The organism is Roseateles chitinivorans (genome assembly GCF_002761755.1).
Lineage (GTDB): Bacteria > Pseudomonadota > Gammaproteobacteria > Burkholderiales > Burkholderiaceae_C > Roseateles > Roseateles chitinivorans.
The window spans coordinates 24,684-46,283 of record NZ_PEOG01000047.1 but is presented as its reverse complement, the minus strand read 5'-3'; the positions used below and the strand labels follow the sequence as shown (position 1 = coordinate 46,283).

Below are 21,600 nucleotides of genomic sequence, written 5' to 3'. Positions count from 1 at the left end.
CGTCCGGATGCACGCCGATGCCCAGCATCATCGCGTGGCGGCGGCGTGCCTGCGGACCGACCGGATGCAGGCCGGCGGATCCCACGAGGCGGTCTCCGTCGAAGGCCAGCAGCACCAGCTCGCCGCTCGCGTAGTCCGGCACCAGCAGTCCGGCGCGCGGATGCCGCAGCAGGTTGCCCAGCGTCATGAAGAAGCGGTTGCCGGGGAAGTCGGGGATCAGCAGCTCGACACCGCCGTCCAGCCGCCGCTGCACCGCCACGAAACCCGGCGGACCGCCGCGGTGCGACACGTCCACGCCCTCGGCGCGACCGTCGCCAGGCACCGGCGCCGAGGCGCTCGCGATGAACACCGTGTCGGCCGCCTCGATCGAGGCCAGCGCGCGGGCATCGAGGGCCGCGTCCAGCGGCTGTGCCAGGGCCGGCGGCGCGCCGTCCCAGCGCAGCGGTTCGCGCGCCTGGATGTACTTCGGGCAGTTGCCGAAGCTCTGCACGACGGTCACCTCGAGCCCGCCCTCCGACATCGCCGCGAGCCGCCCGTTCATCCGGTTGCGCCGGCGGGTGTGCGGCTCCAGGCCCAGCAAGCCGACCGGCGCGCCCGGTCCCTGCGCGCGCAGCGCGGCCAGCGCCGGATCCTGCCCGTCCAGCGTCGTCGAGATCGTCATCGTCCGCGGGTCCGGCGTGGCGACGAAACCGGGCGGGCCGGCCAGCATCGTCGCCCAGGCCTGCCCCGCGGCGTCGAGCGCGCCCAGCAGCATCGTCGGCAGCTTGCCGAACAGCTCGCGGTGCTGGTCCGGCATGTGGTCGCGGATGACCTGCGGGCCGATCTCGGCCATGCGCTCGCGCATGCCGCTGCGCGCCTGCAGCGCCTGCTCGCCGGGGTGCCAGGTCGTGTCCCCGGAACGGTCGAGGGTCAAGTCCATGGTGAAGCTCGGCGGGGCTCAGAGTTGATCGGTGAGCGGGACGAAGCCGGGCAGCGCCTCGATCCGCGCCAGCCAGCCGCGCAGCCGCGGATAGTCCGCCAGCGAGACGCCGCCGATCGGCGCCTGCGAGGTGTAGCCGTAGAAGGCGAGGTCGGCCAGCATCGGCCGGTCGCTCACGAGGAAGGCGCTGCGGGCGAGCCGGTCCTCGATCAGCGCGAACAGCCGATGTCCCAGCGCCAGCGAGGCCGGATCCACCGGCTGGCCGGTCAGCGCGCGGTAGCGCGGCGAGGCCGCGCCCGGGCCGAGCAGGCTGACCGACAGGCTGAACCAGCGCTGCTGCCAGGCGGCCTCGACCGCGTCCCGGGGGAGCCAGCCGGCCTCGGGGGCGTAGCGGGTTGTGAGGTAGACCAGGATCGCGTTGCTCTCCGGCAGCACGAGATCGCCGTCCTCCAGCACCGGCACCTGCGCCAGCGCGTTCAGCGCGAGGAAGGCTGGCTGATGCTGGTCGCCGCGGCGCAGGTCGAGGTCGACGACCTCATAGGGCAGACCCAGCAGCGACAACAACAGCTCGACGCGGTGGCAATGGCCCGACGCGGCCAGGCGGTGCAGGCGCAGCGGCGCGGCCGGGAAGGCCACAGGGGCCGCCGAAGGGACGGTCGCGGGGGCTGCGGCGGTGGATGGACCGGTGGCGGCGGGGAGGACGGGGGCGTTCATCGGGGGCGGCTCCAATCGGATGTCGTCAGCAAGGCCTCTACCGTAGCCATTGCAGCGGCTGGCCGGAATGGGCGCCGTGCATCATTCAGAATTGCAGCCACCGAAACAATGAGGGGGCCGCGATGGATCATCTCGAGCGTCTGCGCTGCTTCGTCGCGGTGGCGGACACGCAAAGCTTCGCGGGTGCCGCGCGACGGCTGGGCTGCTCGGCGCCGGCCGCCACCCGCGCGATCGCGACGCTGGAGCAGCGCCTGGGCGCGCAGCTGTTCCAGCGCAGCACGCGCTCGGTGCGGCTGACCGAGGCCGGCGAGCGCTTCCTGCTCGACTGCCGCCGCATCCTGGGTGACCTCGACGCGTCGGAAGCGGCCGTCGCCGGCGCGCAGGCGGAGCCGGCCGGGCTGCTGTCGCTGACCGCGCCGTCGATGTTCGGGCGCATGCATGTCGCGCCACTGGCGGCCGAGTTCCTGCAGCAGTACCCGCGGCTTCGGATGAAGCTGCTGCTGGTCGACCGCGTCGTGTCCTTGCTGGACGAGGCCCTGGACCTGGCCGTGCGGATCGCCCACCTGCCCGATTCAGGGCTGACGGCTGTGCCGGTGGGCGCCATGCGGCGGGTGATCGTGGCCTCGCCGGACTACCTCGCACGGGCCGGCGAGCCGCGGTCGCCGCGCGAGCTGGCAGGGCATCGCATCGTCGCCGGCTACTTCGACGGCCAGGGGATGACGCCCTGGCGCTTTCGCGATGGGTCGCAGGCCCTGACGCCGACGCTGATGGTCAACGACAGCGCGGCCGGCATCGCCGCGGCCGAGGCCGGCGTGGGGCTGGCCCGCTGCCAGATCTACCAGGCGGCCCAGGCGCTGCAGGCGGGGCGCCTGCGCATCGTGCTGGCCGACCATGAAATCCCCGCCGCGCCGGTGCACCTGGTGCATGCCGCCGGCCGGCGCGTGCCGGTGCCGCTGCGGCTGCTGATCGACCACATGGCCGCGCGGCTGCGCGACCAGCCGGTGCTGGCGGGGGAGGCCTTCCTGCGCTGAGGGTCAGCCCTTGGCGGTCGCCTTCTTGGCCGCGACCTTCTTGGCGGCCGGCTTGGCGCCGGTCTTGGCGGCGCGCGGCTCGAACTCGAAGACCACCTTGCCTTCCTTGCGGTCGTAGGTCAGGAAGGCCTTGAACTTGCGGCGCGTCTTGTTGGAGACGAAGTTCTCCAGCAGGTCGGTCTTGCCGGTGGCCAGCAGCTTGGTGACCTGCTCCGGCTCGATCGGCTGCTGCAGGATGATCTTGCCGCTCTTGAAGTCGCAGGTGACCTTGTCGCCGACCGCGTGCTCGCAGACGTAGTTGCTGCCGAAGTCGAAGACGCGACCGTTGCACTTGGGGCAATGGCCCAGCGAAGTCTGGCCGCTGAAGTCGACCGGCTCGCCGTTCTCCTCGGCCTTCTTCGCGTCCTCGCCGAAGTCGAACTCCAGCTTCCAGTTGTCGATCTCGGCATCGAACACCAGCGCCAGCTCGGCGGTGAACGGCCAGCCGGCCTTGGAACGGAAGCCCTCCAGCGGGCCGACCTTCTTGTCGCGCAGGAACGCCTCGACCTCATGCAGCTCGAAGCTGCGGCCGCCCGGGATCTTGGGGATCGAGAAACCGCAGCCCTCGCCGTCGCCGCCCCTGCCGGTGCAGGTGAAGCGGCGGTAGTTCTCCTTGACCACGCCGCCGCACTTCGGGCACGGCGTCTTGAGCGTCGCGTAGTCGCCGGGGATGGTGTCGCGGTCGTATTCCTTGGCCTTGCGCACGACCTTCTCGGTCATCGCGGCGATCTCGGCCATGAAGGCCTCGCGCTTGAGGCGGCCCTTCTCCATCTCGGACAGCTGGAACTCCCAGTTGCCGGTGAGTTCAGGCTTGGTCAGCTCCTCCACGCCCAGGCCACGCAGCAGCGTCATCAGCTGGAAGGCCTTCGCGGTCGGGATCAGCTCGCGGCCCTCGCGCAGCATGTACTTCTCGGCCAGCAGGCCTTCGATGATGGCGGCGCGCGTGGCCGGCGTGCCCAGGCCCTTCTCGGCCATGGCCTCGCGCAGTTCGTCGTCGTCGACCAGCTTGCCCGCGCCTTCCATCGCCGACAGCAGCGTCGCTTCGGTGTAGCGCGCCGGCGGCTTGGTCTGCAGCGCCTTGACGTCGGTGCCCTCGGTGCGGACTAGCTCGCCGACCTTGACCGGCACCAGCATCGCGCCGCTGGTGCCCGGCTCGGCGTTCTCGTCGGTGGCTTCCTTGCCGTAGACGGCCTGCCAGCCCGGCTTGACCAGCACCTTGCCGTTGGTCTGGAAGGCATAGGACTTGTCCGCGGTCTTGACCGTCGAGATGCGGGTCGTGACCTGGAACTCCGCCGGCGGGAAGAACACCGCCAGGAAGCGCTTGACCACCATGTCGTAGAGCTTGGCCTCGGCCTCGGTCAGGCTGCGCGGGGGCTGCAGCGTCGGGATGATCGCGAAGTGGTCCGACACCTTGCTGTTGTCGAAGACCTTCTTCGTCGGCTTGATGTAGCCGTTGTCCAGGGCAGTGCGCGCATGCGGCGCGAGCGCCTGCAGCGGGCCGGGCAGGTCCTCGCTGGCGATCATCCGCGCGGTGTCCTTGGCCACGTTGAGGTAGTCCTCGGGCAGGTAGCGCGAGTCCGTCCGCGGATAGGTCAGCACCTTGTGCTTCTCGTACAGCGCCTGCGCCAGGCCCAGCGTCGTCTTGGCCGAGAAGCCGAAGCGCGAGTTGGCCTCGCGCTGCAGCGTGGTCAGGTCGTACAGCCCCGGGCTGGCCTGGGTGCTGGGCTTGGATTCCTCGGTGACGGTGGCGGGCTGGCCCTTGGCCGCGGCGGCGATGGCCTCGGCCTCGGCCTGGGTCCAGACGCGGTCGGCGCGCTGCTCCGGATCCTCCGAGTTCTTCTTGAACCCGGGATCGAACCACTTGCCGTCGTACTGGCCGGCCTCGGCGTCGAAGGTGCCGCGGATCTCCCAGTAATCGCGGTAGACGTGCTTGCGGATCTTCTCCTCGCGCTCGACGACGATCGACAGTGTCGGCGTCTGCACCCGGCCGACGGTGGTCAGGAAGAAGCCGCCATCGCGCGAGTTGAATGCGGTCATCGCCCGCGTGCCGTTGATGCCCACCAGCCAGTCGGCCTCCGACCGGCAGCGCGCGGCGTCGGCCAGCGGCAGCATCTGCGCGTCGCTGCGCAGGCCCTCGAAGCCGTCGCGGATCGCCTGCGGCGTCATCGACTGCAGCCACAGCCGGCTCACCGGCTTGTTGATCGGCGTCTTGGCGCTGCCGGCGTACTGGACGATCAGGCGGAAGATCAGTTCCCCTTCGCGCCCCGCGTCACAGGCGTTGATCAGCGAGGTCACATCCTTGCGCTTGATCAGCTTGACCAGCGCATTGAGCCGGCCCTTGCTCTTGTCGATCGGGTTCAGGTCGAAGTGGGGCGGGATCACCGGCAGGTGGGCGAAGCTCCACTTGCCGCGCTTGACGTCGAATTCCTCCGGCGCCTTGATCTCCACCAGGTGGCCGACGGCCGAGCTCACGACGTACGCGTCGTTCTCGAAATACTCGTCGTGCTTCTCGAACTTGCCCGACAGCGGGGTCAGCGCCTTGACGATGTCCTGCGCCACCGACGGCTTCTCCGCGATCACCAATGCCTTGCTCATGCGCTTGTTTCTTTCGTCTTCGTTCAGGCGTCCGAAATCCTCGTGAACGCCTGCCTACAATCCGGCCTCGCGCGCGCCCACGCACCTACGTACGTGTGTGCACGCGCGCGCACCCATGAATTCAATGTACCGGACTCGCTCCATGCCGCAACAGCGTCCCGATTCGCAGCTCCCGCCCACCGCTCCGGAGACCGGCGCGGCCGTCCAGCCCGACGGGCCGGAGGCAAGACCCGGCAAGGGCGCCGGGTCGAAGCAGATGAAGAAGTCGGACGCGGCCGGCAAGGCCAAGAAAGCCAGGAAGGCCAAGAAGGCCGCGAAGGCGGACAAGGCCGGGAAAGCGGACAAGCCGGGCAAGCGCAGCGCCCGGATCGAGGTCCGGGCCTCCGGCGTGCATGGCCGCGGCGTCTACGCGGTCGAGCCGCTGAAGGCCGGCGAGAAGCTCATCGAGTACAAGGGCGAGCGCATCGACTGGGACGAGGCCCTGCGCCGCCATCCCCACGATCCGTCGCAGCCGGACCATACCTTCTACTTCCACCTCGAGACCGGTGGGGTCATCGATGCCGCCGTCGACGGCAACCGCGCGCGCTGGATCAACCACGCCTGCAGCCCCAACTGCGAGGCCCGGGAGAAGGACGGCCGGGTGTTCATCCACGCGCTGACCGACATTTCGCCGGGCGAGGAGCTGTTCTACGACTACGGCCTGGTGATCGAGGAACGCTATACGCCCAAGCTGAAGAAGCGTTTCGAGTGCCGCTGCGGCACGCCGGGCTGCCGCGGCACGATGCTCGCGCCCAAGCGGCGCTGAGCGTCCGGCCGGGAGGGCGCCAGGCCGGCGGGGGACCCTGTCAGGTCCTACAGCCACCGATTCGTGGTGCCGCTCCCCCGGACGGGGGGCATCTCCCTCTAGACTCCGGCCATTCACGACCACCGGACCGGCCGGCCCGGGAAGACCAAGACGGGAATCGCAGGATCACATTCGCGGTGATGCAAGAACATCAGAACTGGGGCGCAGAAGCCCTCTGGCAAGACCTGGAGCCGCTGCTGCCGGGGCTCAGCATCGAGGTGCTGGCGCGGGTCGAATCGACCAACGCCACCCTGGTCGAGCGCGTGCGGCGCGATGAAGGCGCCGCATCCGGCGGCGGCGGCGGTGGCCGGGCGGGCGATCGTCCCTACGGACGCCGCCAGCACGACCTGCATCCCTGCCTGCTGATCGCCGAGCACCAGACCCACGGCCGTGGCCGCCAGGGCCGCAGCTGGCACAGCACGGCCGGCGCGTCGCTGACCTTCTCGCTGTCGCTGCCGCTGGAGATCACCGACTGGTCCGGCCTGTCCCTGGTGGTCGGTGCGGCCATCGCCGAGGCGCTCGATCCGGACGGCCGCCGGCTCGGCCTGAAATGGCCCAATGACCTGTGGCTGGACGAGCGCAAGCTCGGCGGCATCCTGATCGAGACCGTGCCCGCCGGGTCGTCGCGCATGGCGGTGATCGGCGTGGGGCTGAATGTGTCGGACCGGGCGAAGGTGGCCGAGTCGCAGCTCAACACCGGCTTCGCCTGCCTGCAGGAGCTGCTGCCGGACATCACCCCGCCGCAGGCCCTGGCACGGCTGGCGCCGGTGCTGGTGAAGGCGCTGGCCGCCTTCCCGCGCGAGGGCTTCGGCGCCTGGCGCGAGCGCTTCGCCCGGCGCGACCTGCTGCAGGGCAAGGCGATCACCGCCGGCGTGCTGGAAGGCACCGGGGCCGGCGTCAATGAACGCGGCGAACTGCTGATCGACACCGCCCAGGGCCGCCAGACGGTCAGCGGCGGCGAGGTGAGCGTGCGGCTCGGCGGCGCGTCCGCCGGCGCCCAGGGGTAAGCCGCGATGCTGCGCGCCGCGGTCATCCTGCTGTTCGTCGCCAATGTGCTGGTCTTCGCATGGAACAAGGGCTGGGTCGGCGGCGCGGCTGCCACCGCGCCACGGCTGGAGCAGCAGATCAATCCCCAGCGCCTGACGTTGCTCAACCAGCAGGCGGTGACGCAGCTGGCGACGCGCACCTGCGTCGAGCTGGGACCGCTGATCGGCGATGAGCTGCTCAAGCGCGCGAATGCGGCGCTGGCGTCGGCCGGCGTGCCCGGCTCCGCGATCGAGTCGCGCGCGGTCGACACCGGCGGCGTGTGGGCGCTGGCCACGATCAAGATGCCCAGCAAGGACTTCCGCGAGCGCAAGGAAGAGACCTACCGCAATGCCCGGATCGCCTTCGAGCCGCTGCAGGGCTTCCCCGATGAGCAGCCGACGCTGGTGCTGAGCAAGCACGACAGCGAGGCGGCGGCGCAGGCGGCGCTCGACGCGATGACCCGGCGCAACTACAAGGGCCTGCGCGTCCTGCGGCTGCAGGAACCGCTGCAGCAGACGACGCTGCGTCTGGCGCGCCTGGACGGCGTGCAGATCGGCAAGCTGAATGCGCTCTCGAACCCACCCTGGGGCGAGAAGCGCAAGGACTGCGCGGCGGATGCGCCGTCCGCAGCCTCCGAGGCCAGCGCCGCCAACGGCGCGGGATCTGGCGCGAGCCGCTGACCAAGCGAGCCCCCTCTTCCGAACTCGCTCTCCCACTTGCGGGAGGGCAGGGTGAGGGTCAGCAGATTCCCGCCGGCCTGGGCTTCCTGCGACGGCCTTCGGCTCTCACCCTCTCTCCCGCAAGCGGGAGAAGGAGCAAATCTCCTCGCCCTGCGTTGGCTACGTTCGAGGCTTCGTGCCGGCGCGCTTCGCGGCAGGGGCCTGAGGGCTCGCCTTCGGCCAGCGCAGTGCCACGATCGCCAGGACCAGCGCGGCCAGCCAGAAGCCGCTCATCGCGCCGCCGCCACCACCACCGCCCGACGACGGTTCGGTCGGCGTGGTCGGCGTCGTGGGGGTGTTGGTCGTCGGCGCGACCGCCGCGACCGCGGCATTGGCGTCCAGCATGCCGGCGCCGCAGGTGCTGGTCGTGCAGTTGCACTCGAGCTGCGGCTGCGCGCTGTTGCCGGCCACGCATTGCGCGACGCCGGCCACCGTCGGGAAGGCACGGGCCGAGCTCTGCAGCGCCGCCTTGATCTGCGCCGGCGTCAGGGCCGGATTGCTCGACAGCATCAGCGCGATGGTGGCGCTGACCAGCGGTGTCGAGAAGCTGGTGCCGGTGCCGTTGTAGTTGAACGCGCTGCTGCCCACCACCGGCGTCGTCGTGCCGGCATTGCTGGTCGACAGGATCGGGTACAGGCAGCTGCCGCTGGTGTTGACGCAGTTGCCACCCGGCGCGCTGACCGTCACCTGCGGGCCGAGGTTGGAGAAGCCGACCTTGGTGCCCGCGTGCCGCAGGCCGGCGACCGCGATGACGTTGTTGCAGTTGGCCGGCGTGCCGACGGCGATGCCGCCTTCCTTGGTCGGGTCGTCGTTCTCGACCCCGTTGCCCGCCGCCACCACGACCGTCGCGCCCGCGTTGTAGGCGGCGTTGATCGCATCCTGGTAGGTCGAGACGCAGGTGCCGTCACCGCCCAGGCTCAGGTTGATCACCTTGGCCTTGTTGGGATTCGTCGGCAGGCCCGGCACGTCCACGCCGGCCGCCCACCGCATCCCCGCGGCGATGTCGGAAGCCCAGCCGCCGCACTTGCCCAGCACCCGCACCGGCAGGATCTTCGCGTTGTAGGCCAGGCCGGCCATGCCCTGGCCGTTGTTGGCGATCGCCGCGACCAGGCCGGACACGCGCGTGCCGTGCCAGGAACTGCTGCCGATGTCGTCGGACGTGCAGGTGTTGCCCAATGCGCCCGAATCGATGTCCGCCTGGCTGACCCAGTCGCCAGGGTCGCTCGCGTCGCTGTCGGCGCCGTTGCCGTCGTTGGCGGCGGCGATCTGGCTGGACGTCGCCGTGCCGCCCTGGTTGTAGCCGACCAGGTCGTAGCCGCTGACGAACTGGCCGCTCAGGTCCGGATGGTCGAAGCGCACGCCGGTGTCCAGCACCGCGACGACGACGCCGGTGCCGGTCGCCCGGTCCCAGGCCGCCGGCGCGTTGATCGACGAGACCACCGTCGCGTCGGGCGCCTTCAGGTACCACTGGCCGGCGGTGACGCCCGCCGAGGCGGCGGTGGCGTACAGCGGATCGTTGGGGACCGAGAAATGCCGCCACCAGCGGTCGACCTCGACCGACTCGACCTCGCTGTCCTGGGCCAGCCGGCGTGCCAGCTCGGCCGAGCTCATGCCGGTGGCGGTGTAGACATGGGTGCGACTGTCCAGGCTGATGCGGGCATGCAGCGACGCGGCATGGCGCAGGCCCAGCGTCGAGCCGCGGACCTGGGCGATGTCCCGGGCCTCGGTGGCCGTTGCCCGCGTCGCCAGCGGGCGGGCCTTCACCGCGTCCGCCTGGACCTTGAAGCGCACGATCACCCGGGCGAAGTCGGGTTGCTGGTCGGGGCGGATGGCGGTCCCGGCGATCGCGCCGGCCCCGCCGGCTCCGAACAGACCGAACACGACCACGGCGGCGGCCAGGCGCTTCGGCAAAGACAGCACGGACATGCGATGGCTCCACAAAACTGGGCTAACCAGTTTAGGGTGGGCACCATCAAGAAATCACTAATGCCCTGACACATTCGCAGCAGAGCATTACCGATGGGGGATTTCTCACACCGGATCGAATCCGCGGCCGGGCGTTGTTGTGACGACTCGTATCGGGCAGCCCCGCCGGAGCGGCCGGAAATGAAAAAGCCCCGCCGGGGGCGGGGCTTCGGGCACGGGTCGAGGGCCGCTTACTTGGCGACGACCTTGACCATCTCCAGCACCTTGTTCGAGTAGCCCCACTCGTTGTCGTACCAGGACACCAGCTTGACGAAGGTGCCGTCCAGGGCGATGCCGGCCTCGGCGTCGAAGATCGAAGTGCGGGGATCGCCGCGGAAGTCGGTGGCGACGACCTTGTCCTCGGTGTAGCCCAGCACGCCCTTCAGGGCGCCTTCGCTCTGGGCCTTCATCTCGGCGCAGATCTCCTTGTAGGAGGCCTCGTTGTTGAGCTCGACGGTCAGGTCGACGACCGAGACGTCGGAGGTCGGCACGCGGAAGGACATGCCGGTCAGCTTCTTGTTGAGCTCGGGGATCACCACGCCCACGGCCTTGGCGGCGCCGGTGGAGCTGGGGATGATGTTCTCGAGGATGCCGCGACCGCCGCGCCAGTCCTTGTTGGACGGGCCGTCGACGGTCTTCTGCGTGGCGGTGGTGGCGTGCACCGTGGTCATCAGGCCGCGCTTGATGCCCCACTTGTCGTTCAGCACCTTGGCCAGCGGCGCCAGGCAGTTGGTGGTGCAGCTGGCGTTGGAGATGATGGCCTGGCCGGCGTAGGTGGCGTGGTTGACGCCGTAGACGAACATCGGCGTGTCGTCCTTGGACGGGGCCGACATGATGACCTTCTTGGCGCCGGCGGCCAGGTGCTTCTCGCCGGTTTCCTTGGTCAGGAACAGGCCGGTGGCCTCGACGACGATGTCGGCGCCGACCTCGTTCCACTTCAGCTCGGCGGGGTCCTTGACCTGGGTCAGGCGGATGCGCTGGCCGTTGACGATCAGCGTGTTGCCGTCGACCGCCACGTCACCGTCGAAGCGGCCATGCACGCTGTCGTACTTCAGCATGTAGGCCAGGTAATCCGGCTCCAGCAGATCGTTGATGCCGACGATCTGGATGTCCTTGAAGTTCGCCACGGCGGCGCGGAACACCATGCGGCCGATGCGACCGAAGCCGTTGATACCGATCTTGATGGTCATGAGGAAAGTCTCCTGCGAGTGAAATGAATCGATGACGTCATGGGCGCGTCGCCCAGCCAGTGGACGTCGTGCCGCGGAGGTGTTCGGTCCGGCATGTCCGCGAGGCCCGGACGGAGGGCCGGGCGCAGGCGCCGGAAACGCACGATTTGAACAGATCGGCGCGCCCGCACGTTTCGAGCGGGTTACCGGGTTTCACCGCGCGGAACCGCGCGGTTACATCACGGCGGCGTTCAAGGCGCGGCGGCAGCGGTCGTGGCCGGCTGCAGGCGCAAGGTGCCGCAGGCGACCTTGATCTTGACCATGCGACCGAGCAGCCGCTCGAAGCGCTCCGGCGTCAGGTCCATTTCCAGACCGGCCAGCCAGGCCAGGAACTCGGCGCGGTTGCGGTCGCGCTCGCTGCCGACCTCGCCGACGCGGTTCGCCAATGCCGGCTTGCCCAGGGTCCAGGCGACGGTGAACGGGCAGTTCATCGTGTTGAAGTCGAACTCCACCTGCTGCTGGCGGATGTCCTTGATGTTGGACAGGAATTCGCCCAGCGTGACCTCGTCCTTGAAGTTCGCCCGGCCAGCGCCGCCGGCGTGGAAGATGAAGTGCTGGACGAAGCTCACCGGTCGCTCGCCGGCGGCCAGACAGGGCAGGCGATAGCTGCGGGTCCAATCGAGGATCGCCTCCTGGGTGCTGCCGCTGGTGGAGGCATACAAGGCCTGGACCTGCGGCGGCTCGTCCGGTGCGGTGAAGGTCATGCGGACCATGATGTTGCCGACGGTCTTCCGGTCGAAGCGGGACGCATGCACCAGGAGTTCCTCCGGCGGGGTGCGCAGGCAGGCGCTCATGGCGCGGGCGCGAGCCGGGTCGTCGATCTCGACCGGGGTGGTCCAACGCACCGGCACCGGCTCGCGCAGACGGAATACGAAGGTCTGCACCGCGCGCACCGTGCCCTGCCCCGCGGCCAGGCAGGGCAGTCGATAGGCGGCAATGCGCTCGCGCACCGCATTGACGAAACGATCGTCGGCGAAACGGGCCAACAGCTCGACCTCCGGCGGCCGGTCGGGCGCCGTGAAGGACAGGCCGACACGCACCATGCCGTCGATCTGCAGCCGCCGTGCCTCGGCCGGGTACTCGAGCGGGATGTCCGGCTGCTGGAGGCAGCGCAGCGGGCTGGTGGCCGGATCGGCGGGCGCGACGCTGATGGCGTCCTGCTGGGCGTGGGCGGGCTGGGCGCCGAGCAGGCCAGTGACCAGACCGAAGGCGAGCGCGAGCAGCGCGGCGGTGAAGGGATGCCGTTTCACGAGGTTCCTTGTGCTTGTCCTGTCCCTGCGTCCGGTCGACGGCGCGAAGCCGATCGCGGACGCTGCGCAGTCTATGCGCCGGAGCGTGAAGCGCAGGCGAGGAACGCAGCGATTTCCAGGGACGGCGCGCCGCTGCGCCGCGGGCAGCGATGGACCGTCCAGACGTGAAAAGAGGTGCGCGAGGCACCTCTTCCTTCGTTCCGCCGGGGAGGGCGATCAGCCCTTCAGGCGGGCCTTGCCGAGCACCACCTTGACGGTATCGGCCACGTTCTCCGGCGTGAAGCCGAAGTGCTTGAACAGCACGTTGGCCGGCGCCGATTCGCCGTAGGTGTCCAGGCCGACGACGGCCGAGACGCCGTACTTCCACCACAGGTCGGTCACGCCGGCCTCGATGGCCACGCGCGGCAGGCCTTCCGGCAGCACGCTCTTCTTGTACTTGGCGTCCTGGCGATCGAAGAGGCTGGTGCAGGGCATCGAGACCACGCGCACCGGGATGCCGGCCACGGCCAGCTGCTGCTGCGCCGCGATGGCCAGCTGCACTTCCGAGCCGGTGGCGATCAGCACCGCCTGGGCCTTCTTCTTCAGGCCGACATCGGCCGGCTCGCTCAGCACGTAGCCGCCGCTGGTGATCGCGTCGACGGCCTCACCCGACTTCTTCAGGTAGGCCAGGTTCTGGCGGCTCAGCGCCAGCACGCTCGGGCGCTGCGCGTTGGCCAGCGCCATCGTCCAGGCGACCGCGGTCTCGGCGGTGTCGGCCGGACGCCAGACATCCAGGCCGGGGATCAGGCGCAGGCTGGAGACATGCTCGACCGACTGGTGCGTCGGGCCGTCCTCGCCCAGGCCGATGGAGTCATGGGTGAACACATGGATCACGCGCTGCTTCATCAGCGCGGCCATGCGGATCGCATTGCGGCTGTAGTCGCTGAAGGTCAGGAAGGTGCCGCCGTACGGAATGAAGCCGCCGTGCAGCGCGACGCCGTTCATGATCGCGGCCATGCCGAACTCGCGCACGCCATAGTTGATGTGGCGGCCGCCGTTGCTGCTGCCGTCTTCCTCCAGGCGGAAGGCGGGCGTGCTCTTGGTGTTGGTCAGGTTGGAGCCGGTCAGGTCGGCCGAGCCGCCCAGCAGCTCGGGCAGCGCGGCGGTGAAGGCTTCCAGCGCGAGCTGGCTGGCCTTGCGGGAGGCGACGGTCTCGGCCTTGTCGTGCGCGCCGATGACGGCCTGCGCCGCGACGTCGGCGAAGTTGGGCGGCAGCACGCCGGCGATGCGGCGCGAGAACTCGGCGGCCAGCTCGGGGAAGGCGGTGGCATAGGCCTCGAACTTGTCGTCCCAGGCGGTCTCGACGGCGGTGCCGGCGGCCTTGGCGTCCCAGTCGGCGTAGACCTCGGCGGGCAGCACGAAGGGTTCGTGCGACCAGCCCAGCGCTTCACGGGTCAGCTTGATTTCCTCGGCGCCCAGCGGCTCGCCATGGGCCTTGGAGGTGTTGGCGCGGTTGGGGCTGCCCTTGCCGATGTGCGTCTTGGCAATGATCAGCGAGGGCTTGTCCTTGCTGGTCTTGGCCAGCGCGATGGCGGCGTCGACCGCGTCGACGTCATGGCCGTCGACCGGGCCGATCACGTTCCAGCCATAGGCTTCGAAGCGCTTGGCGGTGTCGTCGCCGAACCAGGGGCCGACCTGGCCGTCGATCGAGATGCCGTTGTCGTCGTAGATCGCGATCAGCTTGTTCAGCTTCCACGAGCCGGCCAGCGAGCAGGCCTCATGGCTGATGCCTTCCATCAGGCAGCCGTCGCCCATGAACACGTAGGTGTGGTGGTCGACGATGGCATGGCCGTCGCGGTTGAACTCCTTGGCCAGCTGCTTCTCCGCCAGCGCCAGGCCGACGGCATTGGTGATGCCCTGGCCGAGCGGGCCGGTGGTGGTCTCCACCCCCGGGGTGATGCCGACTTCCGGGTGGCCCGGCGTCTTGGAGTGCATCTGGCGGAAGGCCTTGAGTTCCGCGATCGGCAGGTCGTAGCCGGTCAGGTGCAGCAGCGCGTAGATCAGCATCGAGCCGTGGCCGTTGGACAGCACGAAGCGGTCACGGTCGGGCCACAGCGGGTTGGTCGGGTTGTGGCGCAGGTGGCGCTTCCACAGCGCGACGGCGATCTCGGCCATGCCCATGGGCGCGCCCGGGTGGCCGGAGTTGGCCTGCTGGACAGCGTCCATCGCCAGGGCGCGGATGGCGTTGGCCATCTGGGTGGTGTTCGGGGAGACGGCGGCAGCGGCGGAGTCGGCCATGGTGATCTGGGGCGGGAGTGGGGCAAACCGCGCATTCTAGTGATGCCGCGCGACAGCGGTTTTCCGGCGGGGTACGGAGGAGGCGGCGAGCCGGCGCGCCCGAGGCCCCGGCCGGGACGCCTACACTCCCGCTCCGCCGCCGGCGCCGCGGAGCGCGGGCGGCGGTCTTCAGACGTTTCAGGATTGATCGATGCGAGCCATGATCCTCGCGGCCGGGCGCGGCGAGCGCATGCGGCCGCTGACCGACCACACGCCCAAACCGCTGCTGAAGGTGCGCGGCAAACCGCTGATCGAGTGGCACATCGAGGCGTTCGCCCGCGCCGGCATCCGGGACATCGTCGTCAACACCGCCTGGCTGCATGAGCAGTTCGAGGCCACGCTGGGCGACGGCGCGCGCTGGGGCGTGCAGCTGCATTACAGCCACGAAGGCGCGCGCTACGGCCGCGCGCTGGAGACCGGGGGCGGCATCGCGACCGCGCTGGACCTGCTGTGCGCCGATGGCGACGAGGCCTTCTGGGCCGTGTCGGCGGACATCTTCATCCCCGACTTCGTCTTCGATCCGGCGCAGGCCGCCGCCTTCGCCGCGAGCCCGCTGCTGGCGCACCTGTGGTTCGTGCCCAAGCAGGCGCGGCATCCGACCGGCGACTTCGGCATCGACCCGCAAGGCTTCGCGACGATCACCGGCGACCTCGAGGTCTACAGCAACATCGGCCTCTACAAGCGCGCCTTCTTCGACGGCGTGAAGCCGGGCGAGCACCAACGCATCCGCGTCAGCCTGGACCGTGCGATCCAGGCCCGCGCGGTGACCGCGGAGCTCTACACCGGGCCGTGGGCCAACGTGGGATCGCCGGATCAGCTGGCGGAACTCAACGCCACCCGCTGAGCGGCGCGTCGGCGGGCGGACTCAGCGCGTGTTCGCCACCGGCCGACCGGCCCAGCGCTCGCATTGCTGGCGCACCAGCTCGTTCAGCAGCTGTTCCTTCTCGACCACGCCGCGCGCCCAGGTGGCGTCGTTGCCCTGCCAGCGCATCTCCTCACGCACATAGCGCAGCGCCGGCTCCGCCTTCAGCGCCACCGCATGCGGCTCCAGCGCATGCAGGGTGACATTCAGGTCCTCGCGCAGGCTGCGGTGCTCGCCGGTCTTCGGATCGACGAAGGTCCCGTCCAGCCCGAACCGGCACGCCTGGAAGCGGTTGAAGGTGTAGGGCAGGTAGTCGTCCTCGTGCAGCTCGAACGGGTGGTCATGCGAGATCCACCGCGCCAGGCACTGGATCAGCGCCGCCAGCGCCGAGGCCTTCTCGATCGTCAGCGGCGTGTCGAGCACCCGCACCTCGATCGTCCCGTACTCGGGCTTGGGACGGATGTCCCAGTAGAAGTCCTTCATGCTCTTCACGACGCCGGTGTGCGTCATCTTCTCGAAGAACACCAGGAAGTCGTCCCAGGTCAGCACGAAGGGCGCGCGCCCCGACAAGGGGAAGGCGAACACCGAGTTCAGCCGCGCCGAGTGGAAGCCGGTGTCGTTGCCCTGCACATAGGGCGAGGACGCGGAGAGCGCGATCAGGTGGGGGATGAAGCGGGAGAGCCCATGCAGCAGCCGCAGCGCGTGGTCCGGTCCTTCGCAGCCGATGTGCACATGCTGGCCGAAGACGGTGAACTGCTTGCTCAGGTAGCCGTACAGCGACGAGATCTCCTGGAAGCGCGGCTTGTCGAAGATGCGCTGCTTGCTCCAGTGCTGGTAGGGATGCGTGCCGCCGCCCGACAGGCCGAGGTTGAGCTTGTCGGCGCTGCGCACCAGCGCGTCGCGGGTGATCGTCAGCTGCTCCAGCACCTGCTCGTAGTTCGTGCAGACGTTGGTGCAGAGCTCGATCATCGAGTCGGTGATCTCCGGCGTGACGTCGCCGGGCAGCGTCTCGCCCTTCATCACCCGCAGCAGGTCCTTGGACCCCGGCATCAGGTCGTAGTCGTGACGGTTGACGATCTGGAGCTCCAGCTCCACGCCCATCGTCAAGGGCTTGGATGTGGCGAATGGTTCGAGGCTCATCGCTTCGCAGCCTCCTTCACAGGGGTTTCAGGGTGATGCTCGCCGGCCAGGCGCAGGCCCCACTGCACGGCGATCGGTCCGACCAGCTCCATGAGCGCGATCGTGGACAGGATGACCGGCGCGAGCAGCGCGGCGGTCTGCGGATGGTGCAACTGCACCTCGCTGAACAGCACCAGCATCGTTCCCGACACCGGGCTCAGGCACACCGCCAGCGCCACGCCCTGGCGGGTGTCGATGCCGCTCAGCCGCGCCATGCCGGTCAGGGCGATCGCCTTGGCCACCAGGCGCAGCAGCAGCAGCGCCAGCGCCAGCACCGCGCCCGCGGCCAGCGCCTGCAGCGTCCAGGCGGAGCCGACGGCCACGAAGAGCATCAGCACCAGCACGCCGCCGGCCGTGCCGAAGTGGCGCGGCCAGACCCAGGGGCGCTCGGTCGTGTTGCGCAGGATCATGCCGGCCAGCAGCGGCACCAGCAGCGTCGACAGGTTCAGCACCCGCGCCACGCTCAGCGCCACCAGCACCAGGCCCAGCAGCATCAGCACCGAGTTCTCGTTGCGCAGGTCCAGCCGCCGCATCAGGCCGGCCGTCAGCCGCGCCAGCAGCGCCGCGACGATCACCGAACCGACGAAGGCATACAGCGGCTGCGCCACGGCCTCCAGCCAGTCGCCCTTCTGGTCCAGCGCCAGCCAGCCCAGCAACAGCTTGTGCGCGAGCACGCCATAGATCGTGTTCAGCGAGGTCAGCGCCAGCATGCGTTCGCTGACCTGGCCGGCCGCGCGCAGCTCCGCGCCGACGCGGCCGACGACCGCGGCGCTCGAGGCCATCGTCAGCACCGCGCAGCTGATGGACACCAGCGGGCTCACGCCCAGCAGCGTCAGCCCGTAGCCGACGACGACGAAGCTGACGACGGCCTCGGCCGCGCTGGCGCCGAGCAGCGCCTTGTTGTTGCGCAGCCAGCGCAGGTTCACGCGGGAGCCCATCTCGAACAGCAGCAACGCCAGCGCCAGATCGACGACGAGCCGCAAGCGCGCGTCCAGCGCGCCGTTGGCGAAGATGCCGTGGCCCAGTGCCGCGAGGATCATGCCGACGACGCTGTAGCCGACGACGCGGGGCAGGCCCAGGCGGCGGTTCACGAATTCGCCGAGCACGCCGGCGGCCACCATGGTGAGCGAGGCCCAGAACAGCCAATCCGGGCGCGGCGGCCAGGCGCTGAACTGCAGGAAGTTCGCAAGGTCGTTCATCAAAACGAAGGTTCTCCTCGATTCGTGGACGGCGGCCAATCCGGCCGGGGGAAGCCCCCGATCATCGGGCCATTCCGGTCGCCGCGGAGCGGCGCCGGGGCAGGCGCTGGCAGCCTTTACTTGTCGGCTTTACCGATTGCCGGTCATCGGCACTCGGCGGGAGCGCCATTTGCCGCGCTCGTGCCGTTCTTGTCAAAGCCTCGGCAATCGGCGGGTCCGCCCTTGGCGGGAAACGCGACCGGGCAGCCGGGGTCAGGACTTGCCGGCGTCGATCGGCCGCGAAGCGGCGGCTCCGGCATCGGCCGGCGGCGACGAGCGAACGATCCGCAGGACGCCGCTCGCCAGCCAGTCTGCCATCGATCCGCGCGAGCGCTGGCGCAATGCGCCCTCGGCATCCTCGGCGGCCTCGACGTATTCAGCGCCTTCAGCGCCAGGCGCCGGCCGCGCCTCGTGAGCGTCGTGCGACGCCCCAGTGACGGCGGCGACACCGGTCACGCCTTCCCAGCCGTTGCGTCCGGCGCGCTTGACCGCGTACAGCGCCTCGTCGGCCAGGGCCACCGTCGCGGCCCAGTCCAGCGCGCGCGGCAGCGCCGGCGACAGCGGGAAGACCGCGAAGCCCACCGAGCAGGTGACGTCCACCTGCCGACCCTCGCCGAGGTCGAAGGGGGCGCTGCAGACCTGCAGACGCGCGCGCTCGGCGAGCTCGGCCGCATGTCGGCGGGAGGTGCCGCGCGCCACGATCAGGAATTCCTCGCCGCCCCAGCGGACCAGGTAGTCGGCCTCGCGGAACACGGCGGTCAGCCGGCTGCGCATCTGCTGCAGCACCGCGTCGCCCGCCGCATGGCCGAGGCGGTCGTTCAGCGCCTTGAACAGGTCGAGGTCGAGCAGGAAGAAGATCAGGTCGCCATCGTCGGGCGGCGCGTAGCCATCGTCGCGCGCCTGCTCGTGGCGACGCACCGCGAGGGCCACGTCGCCCTCGATGTGCTGCGTCAGGAAGCGCCGGTTGCGCAGGCCGGTGAGCGGGTCCGACAGGCTGGATTCCTCCAGCGCCACGCTCTTCGCCTGCAGGTCGGCGGAGAGCCGCTCCAACTCGGCGGTGCGCGCCTTCACCTTGATCTCCAGCGCCAGTTGCGAGCGCCGCAGGTAGGAGGTGCGCAGCGCCACCAGCGTATAGACCAGCGCGATCAGCGTCGCACCGCCGAGGGTGCGGGCCCACCAGGTCTGCCACCAGTCCGGCAGCACCCGCACCGGGATGCTGAGTTCCAGCGGGCTCCACACGCCGTTGCGGTTGGTGCCGCGCACCCGCAGGCGGTAGCGGCCCGGATCGAGGTTGGTGTAGACCGCCACGCGCAGATCGGCGCCGGTGCTGATCCATTCCGGATCGAAGCCCTCGAGCTGGTAGGCGTAGCGGTTGCGTTCGGGCTCGCTGAAGTCCAGCGCGGCGAACTCCACGCTGAAGCTGCGGTTGCTCGCGTTCAGCGTCAGCCCTTCCTGCGGCAGGCGACCGGCGCCCAGGCGCTGGCCGTCCACGCGCAGCTCGGTCGCGACCAGCGCCGGCTGGTAGGTCCAGGCCTCGAAACGCTCCGGCGTCACCACCAGCACGCCCTTGCTGCCCCCATAGAGCAGCCGCCCGTCGCGGGTCTTCAGGTAGGCGCGGAACCAGCCGGTGCCGATGTCGACGCCGTCCGCGTTGGTCAGCTCGTAGTAGCTGTCCCTGGCCGGGTCGTAGACGAAGCTCTGCGTCCAGATGCGACCCTCGCCGTCCTCGAGCAGGTTGGCGCCGAAGGCCCGGCCGATCACGCCGTGCTTCTCGCTGATGCGCTCGAACTCGGCCTCGCGGCCTTCCCAGCGCGCCAGCAGGTGCAGGCCCGAGGCGGTGTCCACCCACAAGCGCTGCCGCGAATCGACCAGCAGGCCGACGATCGAGTGATGGCTCAGGTCGCGGCCCGGCCGGGCACGCACCGCGACCAGTTCCTTGCCGCCGGGCTCGAAGCGGTACAGGCCCTTCTCGGTGCCGACCCACAGGCCGCCGTCGGCGGTCTCGGACAGGGCATTGACGTCGCCGGTCAGCGGCTGGCCGCCGTCCTGCCGCAGGCGCTCCGGCGCGGCCTGCGGGCCGGCGTCCGGCGGCAGCCGATAAAGCCCGTCCTGCGTCCCGATCCAGAGCGTGCCGTCGCGGCCCGCCAGCAGGCGTCGCGCGCGACCGGTGCCGGCCTGGATCACCCGCAGCAGCTGTCGGTCGCGGGTGTACTGGTGCAGGCCGCCATCGCTGCCCAGCCAGATGCTGCCGTCCTTCATCTGGACCAGGCTGGAGATGCGCCCGCCCGCCAACCCGCCGCGCTGGCCGGGCGCGGGCCGCAGCGTCGCGATCGAGCGCAGCTGCTCGTCGAGCACCGTCACGCCGCTTTCGTTGCTGCCCAGCCAGATCTCGCCGGTGTCGAGCTGCACCATCGCGCGGGTGCTCGGGTCGATCAGCTGCGGCAGCTTGCCGGGATCGCGGCCGCGCACCCAGGTGCTGGTGTTGGCCGGGTTGTGGCGCTGCAGGCCGCCGCCGTAGCCGCCGGTCCAGATCCAGCCGGCGCGGTCGCGCATCAACGCGCGGACCTCGTTGCCGCCGAGGCTGCCGCGGTTGAGCGGATCGTGCTTCATCACCCGCAGCAGCGCGCCGCCCGCGACCGCGCGCAGCTCCAGCCCGCCGTTGCGGCCCAGCCAGACATGCCGCTCGTCCACCGCGACGAAGCTGTTGACCGAGCCGTTGCCGGCGTCCTCGGCGCGCTCGAGCATCCGGCCCTCGCCAGTCTTCGGATCGATCAGGGCGAGGTCGCCCTGCTGGGTGCCGGCCCAGAGCCGGCCGTCGGGCGCCTCGAACAGGCTGAGCACGATCTTGCCGGCCAGGCCGGGGCGTCCCGGCATGGAGAACACCGGCTCGAAGACGTCGGCGCCGGCGCGCTTGCGCGCCAGGCCCTGCCAGGTGCCGACCCAGAGCGAGCCCTCGCGGTCGATCGCGAGCGCCTGGACCCGGTCGTCGGGCAGGCTGCCAGCCTGCCGGGCTTGATGGCGGAAGTGCTGGAAGCGGCCCTCGGCCGGGTCGTAGCGGTCCAGGCCGTGGCCGATCGTGCCGATCCACAGCCGCCCGTCCCGGTCTTCGGCCAGCGCCCGGATCGTGCCGGCCGAGACGGCGCCGCGCGGCTGCGGCCTGGCCTCGGAGCGGAACAGCGACAGCTTCTCGGTCTGCGGGTCATAGGCGGCCAGGCCGTCGGCCTCGGTGCCGATCCACAGGCGGCCATCGCGTGCCACCAGCAGGCAGCGGATGAATCCCAGGCTGCGGGCCGACCGGACACCGTTCTCCAGGGGCGCGCCCGGCTGGCGGAAGTTGTAGCCGTCGAAGCGCACCAGCCCGGCGCCGGTGCCGATCCACAGGAAGCCGGCGCGGTCCTGCGCCAGCGCGGAGATCACGTTCAGCGGCACCGGGGCGTCGATGCCCACGGTCTCGAAGCGAGGCTCGGCGAGCAGCGGCACCGCGGCCGGCGCGGCGCGTTCCGGCCGGGCCTCGTCCCGCGGCGTCACGGCGTTGCCCGTCGCGACGGCCAGGACCAGCGCGACGGCGGCGCACAGGCTCGGCAGCAGGGGAAAGGCACGTCGTCGCAGCATCGCCGGGGATGCTAGCGGCGCCTCCCGTCGCGGCTGCGGCAGCGGCGCGACAGCCGAGCCCC

The 21,600-nt window shown here is 70.3% G+C and carries 15 protein-coding genes; 5 read left to right on the top strand and 10 right to left on the bottom strand.

All coding sequences use genetic code 11. The features are described 5' to 3' along the window. A partial coding sequence (locus CS062_RS16920; protein WP_099862766.1) for a pyridoxamine 5'-phosphate oxidase family protein occupies nt 1-919 on the bottom strand: 919 nt, incomplete at its 3' end. Nucleotides 920-937: 18 nt separating this feature from the next. Next, entirely contained in the window at nt 938-1,633 is a 696-nt protein-coding gene (locus tag CS062_RS16915) for a glutathione S-transferase family protein (RefSeq protein ID WP_099862765.1), read from the bottom strand. 122 nt (nt 1,634-1,755) lie between these two features. Here CS062_RS16915 and CS062_RS16910 point away from each other — a divergent pair, with 122 nt between their 5' ends. Beyond that, a complete protein-coding gene (locus tag CS062_RS16910; RefSeq protein WP_099862764.1) occupies nt 1,756-2,664 on the top strand; it encodes a LysR substrate-binding domain-containing protein in 909 nt (302 codons plus the stop codon). 3 nt (nt 2,665-2,667) lie between these two features. Here CS062_RS16910 and CS062_RS16905 read toward each other — a convergent pair whose 3' ends face one another. Continuing rightward, on the bottom strand, nt 2,668-5,298 hold the full coding sequence (locus tag CS062_RS16905) for a DNA topoisomerase III (protein WP_099862763.1): 2,631 nt from the start codon (nt 5,296-5,298) through the stop codon (nt 2,668-2,670). Between the two features lie 256 nt (nt 5,299-5,554). Between CS062_RS16905 and CS062_RS16895 the strand changes: the two genes are divergently transcribed. The 3 genes from CS062_RS16895 to CS062_RS16885 all read left to right on the top strand — a co-directional run bounded on the left by CS062_RS16895 (nt 5,555) and on the right by CS062_RS16885 (nt 7,848). Then, nucleotides 5,555-6,103: an SET domain-containing protein gene (locus CS062_RS16895; RefSeq protein WP_099862761.1), complete on the top strand. Its 549-nt coding sequence runs from the start codon at nt 5,555-5,557 to the stop codon at nt 6,101-6,103. 179 nt (nt 6,104-6,282) lie between these two features. Continuing rightward, entirely contained in the window at nt 6,283-7,149 is an 867-nt protein-coding gene (locus tag CS062_RS16890; protein WP_099862760.1) for a biotin--[acetyl-CoA-carboxylase] ligase, read from the top strand. 6 nt (nt 7,150-7,155) lie between these two features. After that, nucleotides 7,156-7,848 carry a hypothetical protein gene (locus CS062_RS16885; RefSeq protein ID WP_099862759.1) on the top strand — a complete coding sequence of 231 codons (693 nt, stop codon included), beginning with the start codon at nt 7,156-7,158 and terminating at the stop codon, nt 7,846-7,848. A 159-nt stretch (nt 7,849-8,007) separates the two neighbouring features. On the opposite strand, the gene CS062_RS16880 is transcribed toward CS062_RS16885, so the two are convergent. The 4 genes from CS062_RS16880 to tkt all read right to left on the bottom strand — a co-directional run bounded on the left by CS062_RS16880 (nt 8,008) and on the right by tkt (nt 14,608). Continuing rightward, entirely contained in the window at nt 8,008-9,813 is a 1,806-nt protein-coding gene (locus CS062_RS16880; RefSeq protein ID WP_099862758.1) for a S8 family peptidase, read from the bottom strand. Nucleotides 9,814-10,043: 230 nt separating this feature from the next. After that, entirely contained in the window at nt 10,044-11,042 is a 999-nt protein-coding gene (gene gap / locus CS062_RS16875; protein WP_099862757.1) for a type I glyceraldehyde-3-phosphate dehydrogenase, read from the bottom strand. 230 nt (nt 11,043-11,272) lie between these two features. Next, on the bottom strand, nt 11,273-12,331 hold the full coding sequence (locus tag CS062_RS16870; RefSeq protein WP_099862756.1) for an energy transducer TonB: 1,059 nt from the start codon (nt 12,329-12,331) through the stop codon (nt 11,273-11,275). A 216-nt stretch (nt 12,332-12,547) separates the two neighbouring features. After that, complete coding sequence (gene tkt, locus CS062_RS16865; RefSeq protein WP_099862755.1) at nt 12,548-14,608, bottom strand: transketolase; 2,061 nt, start codon at nt 14,606-14,608, stop codon at nt 12,548-12,550. Nucleotides 14,609-14,798: 190 nt separating this feature from the next. Between tkt and murU the strand changes: the two genes are divergently transcribed. Beyond that, nucleotides 14,799-15,491: an N-acetylmuramate alpha-1-phosphate uridylyltransferase MurU gene (murU, locus tag CS062_RS16860; RefSeq protein WP_099862754.1), complete on the top strand. Its 693-nt coding sequence runs from the start codon at nt 14,799-14,801 to the stop codon at nt 15,489-15,491. Between the two features lie 21 nt (nt 15,492-15,512). On the opposite strand, the gene CS062_RS16855 is transcribed toward murU, so the two are convergent. The 3 genes from CS062_RS16855 to CS062_RS16845 form a co-directional block, all read right to left on the bottom strand. Next, nucleotides 15,513-16,649, bottom strand: coding sequence for a YbdK family carboxylate-amine ligase (locus CS062_RS16855; RefSeq protein ID WP_099862753.1), 1,137 nt, complete (start codon nt 16,647-16,649; stop codon nt 15,513-15,515). Continuing rightward, the gene (locus CS062_RS16850; protein WP_233218104.1) at nt 16,646-17,887 is read right to left on the bottom strand and encodes a cation:proton antiporter; all 1,242 of its coding nucleotides are present in this window, start codon (nt 17,885-17,887) and stop codon (nt 16,646-16,648) included. The genes CS062_RS16855 and CS062_RS16850 overlap by 4 nt, the downstream gene beginning before the upstream one ends. A 252-nt stretch (nt 17,888-18,139) precedes the next feature. Next, entirely contained in the window at nt 18,140-21,538 is a 3,399-nt protein-coding gene (locus CS062_RS16845; RefSeq protein WP_099862752.1) for a ligand-binding sensor domain-containing diguanylate cyclase, read from the bottom strand. Between the last annotated feature and the right edge of the window lie 62 nt (nt 21,539-21,600).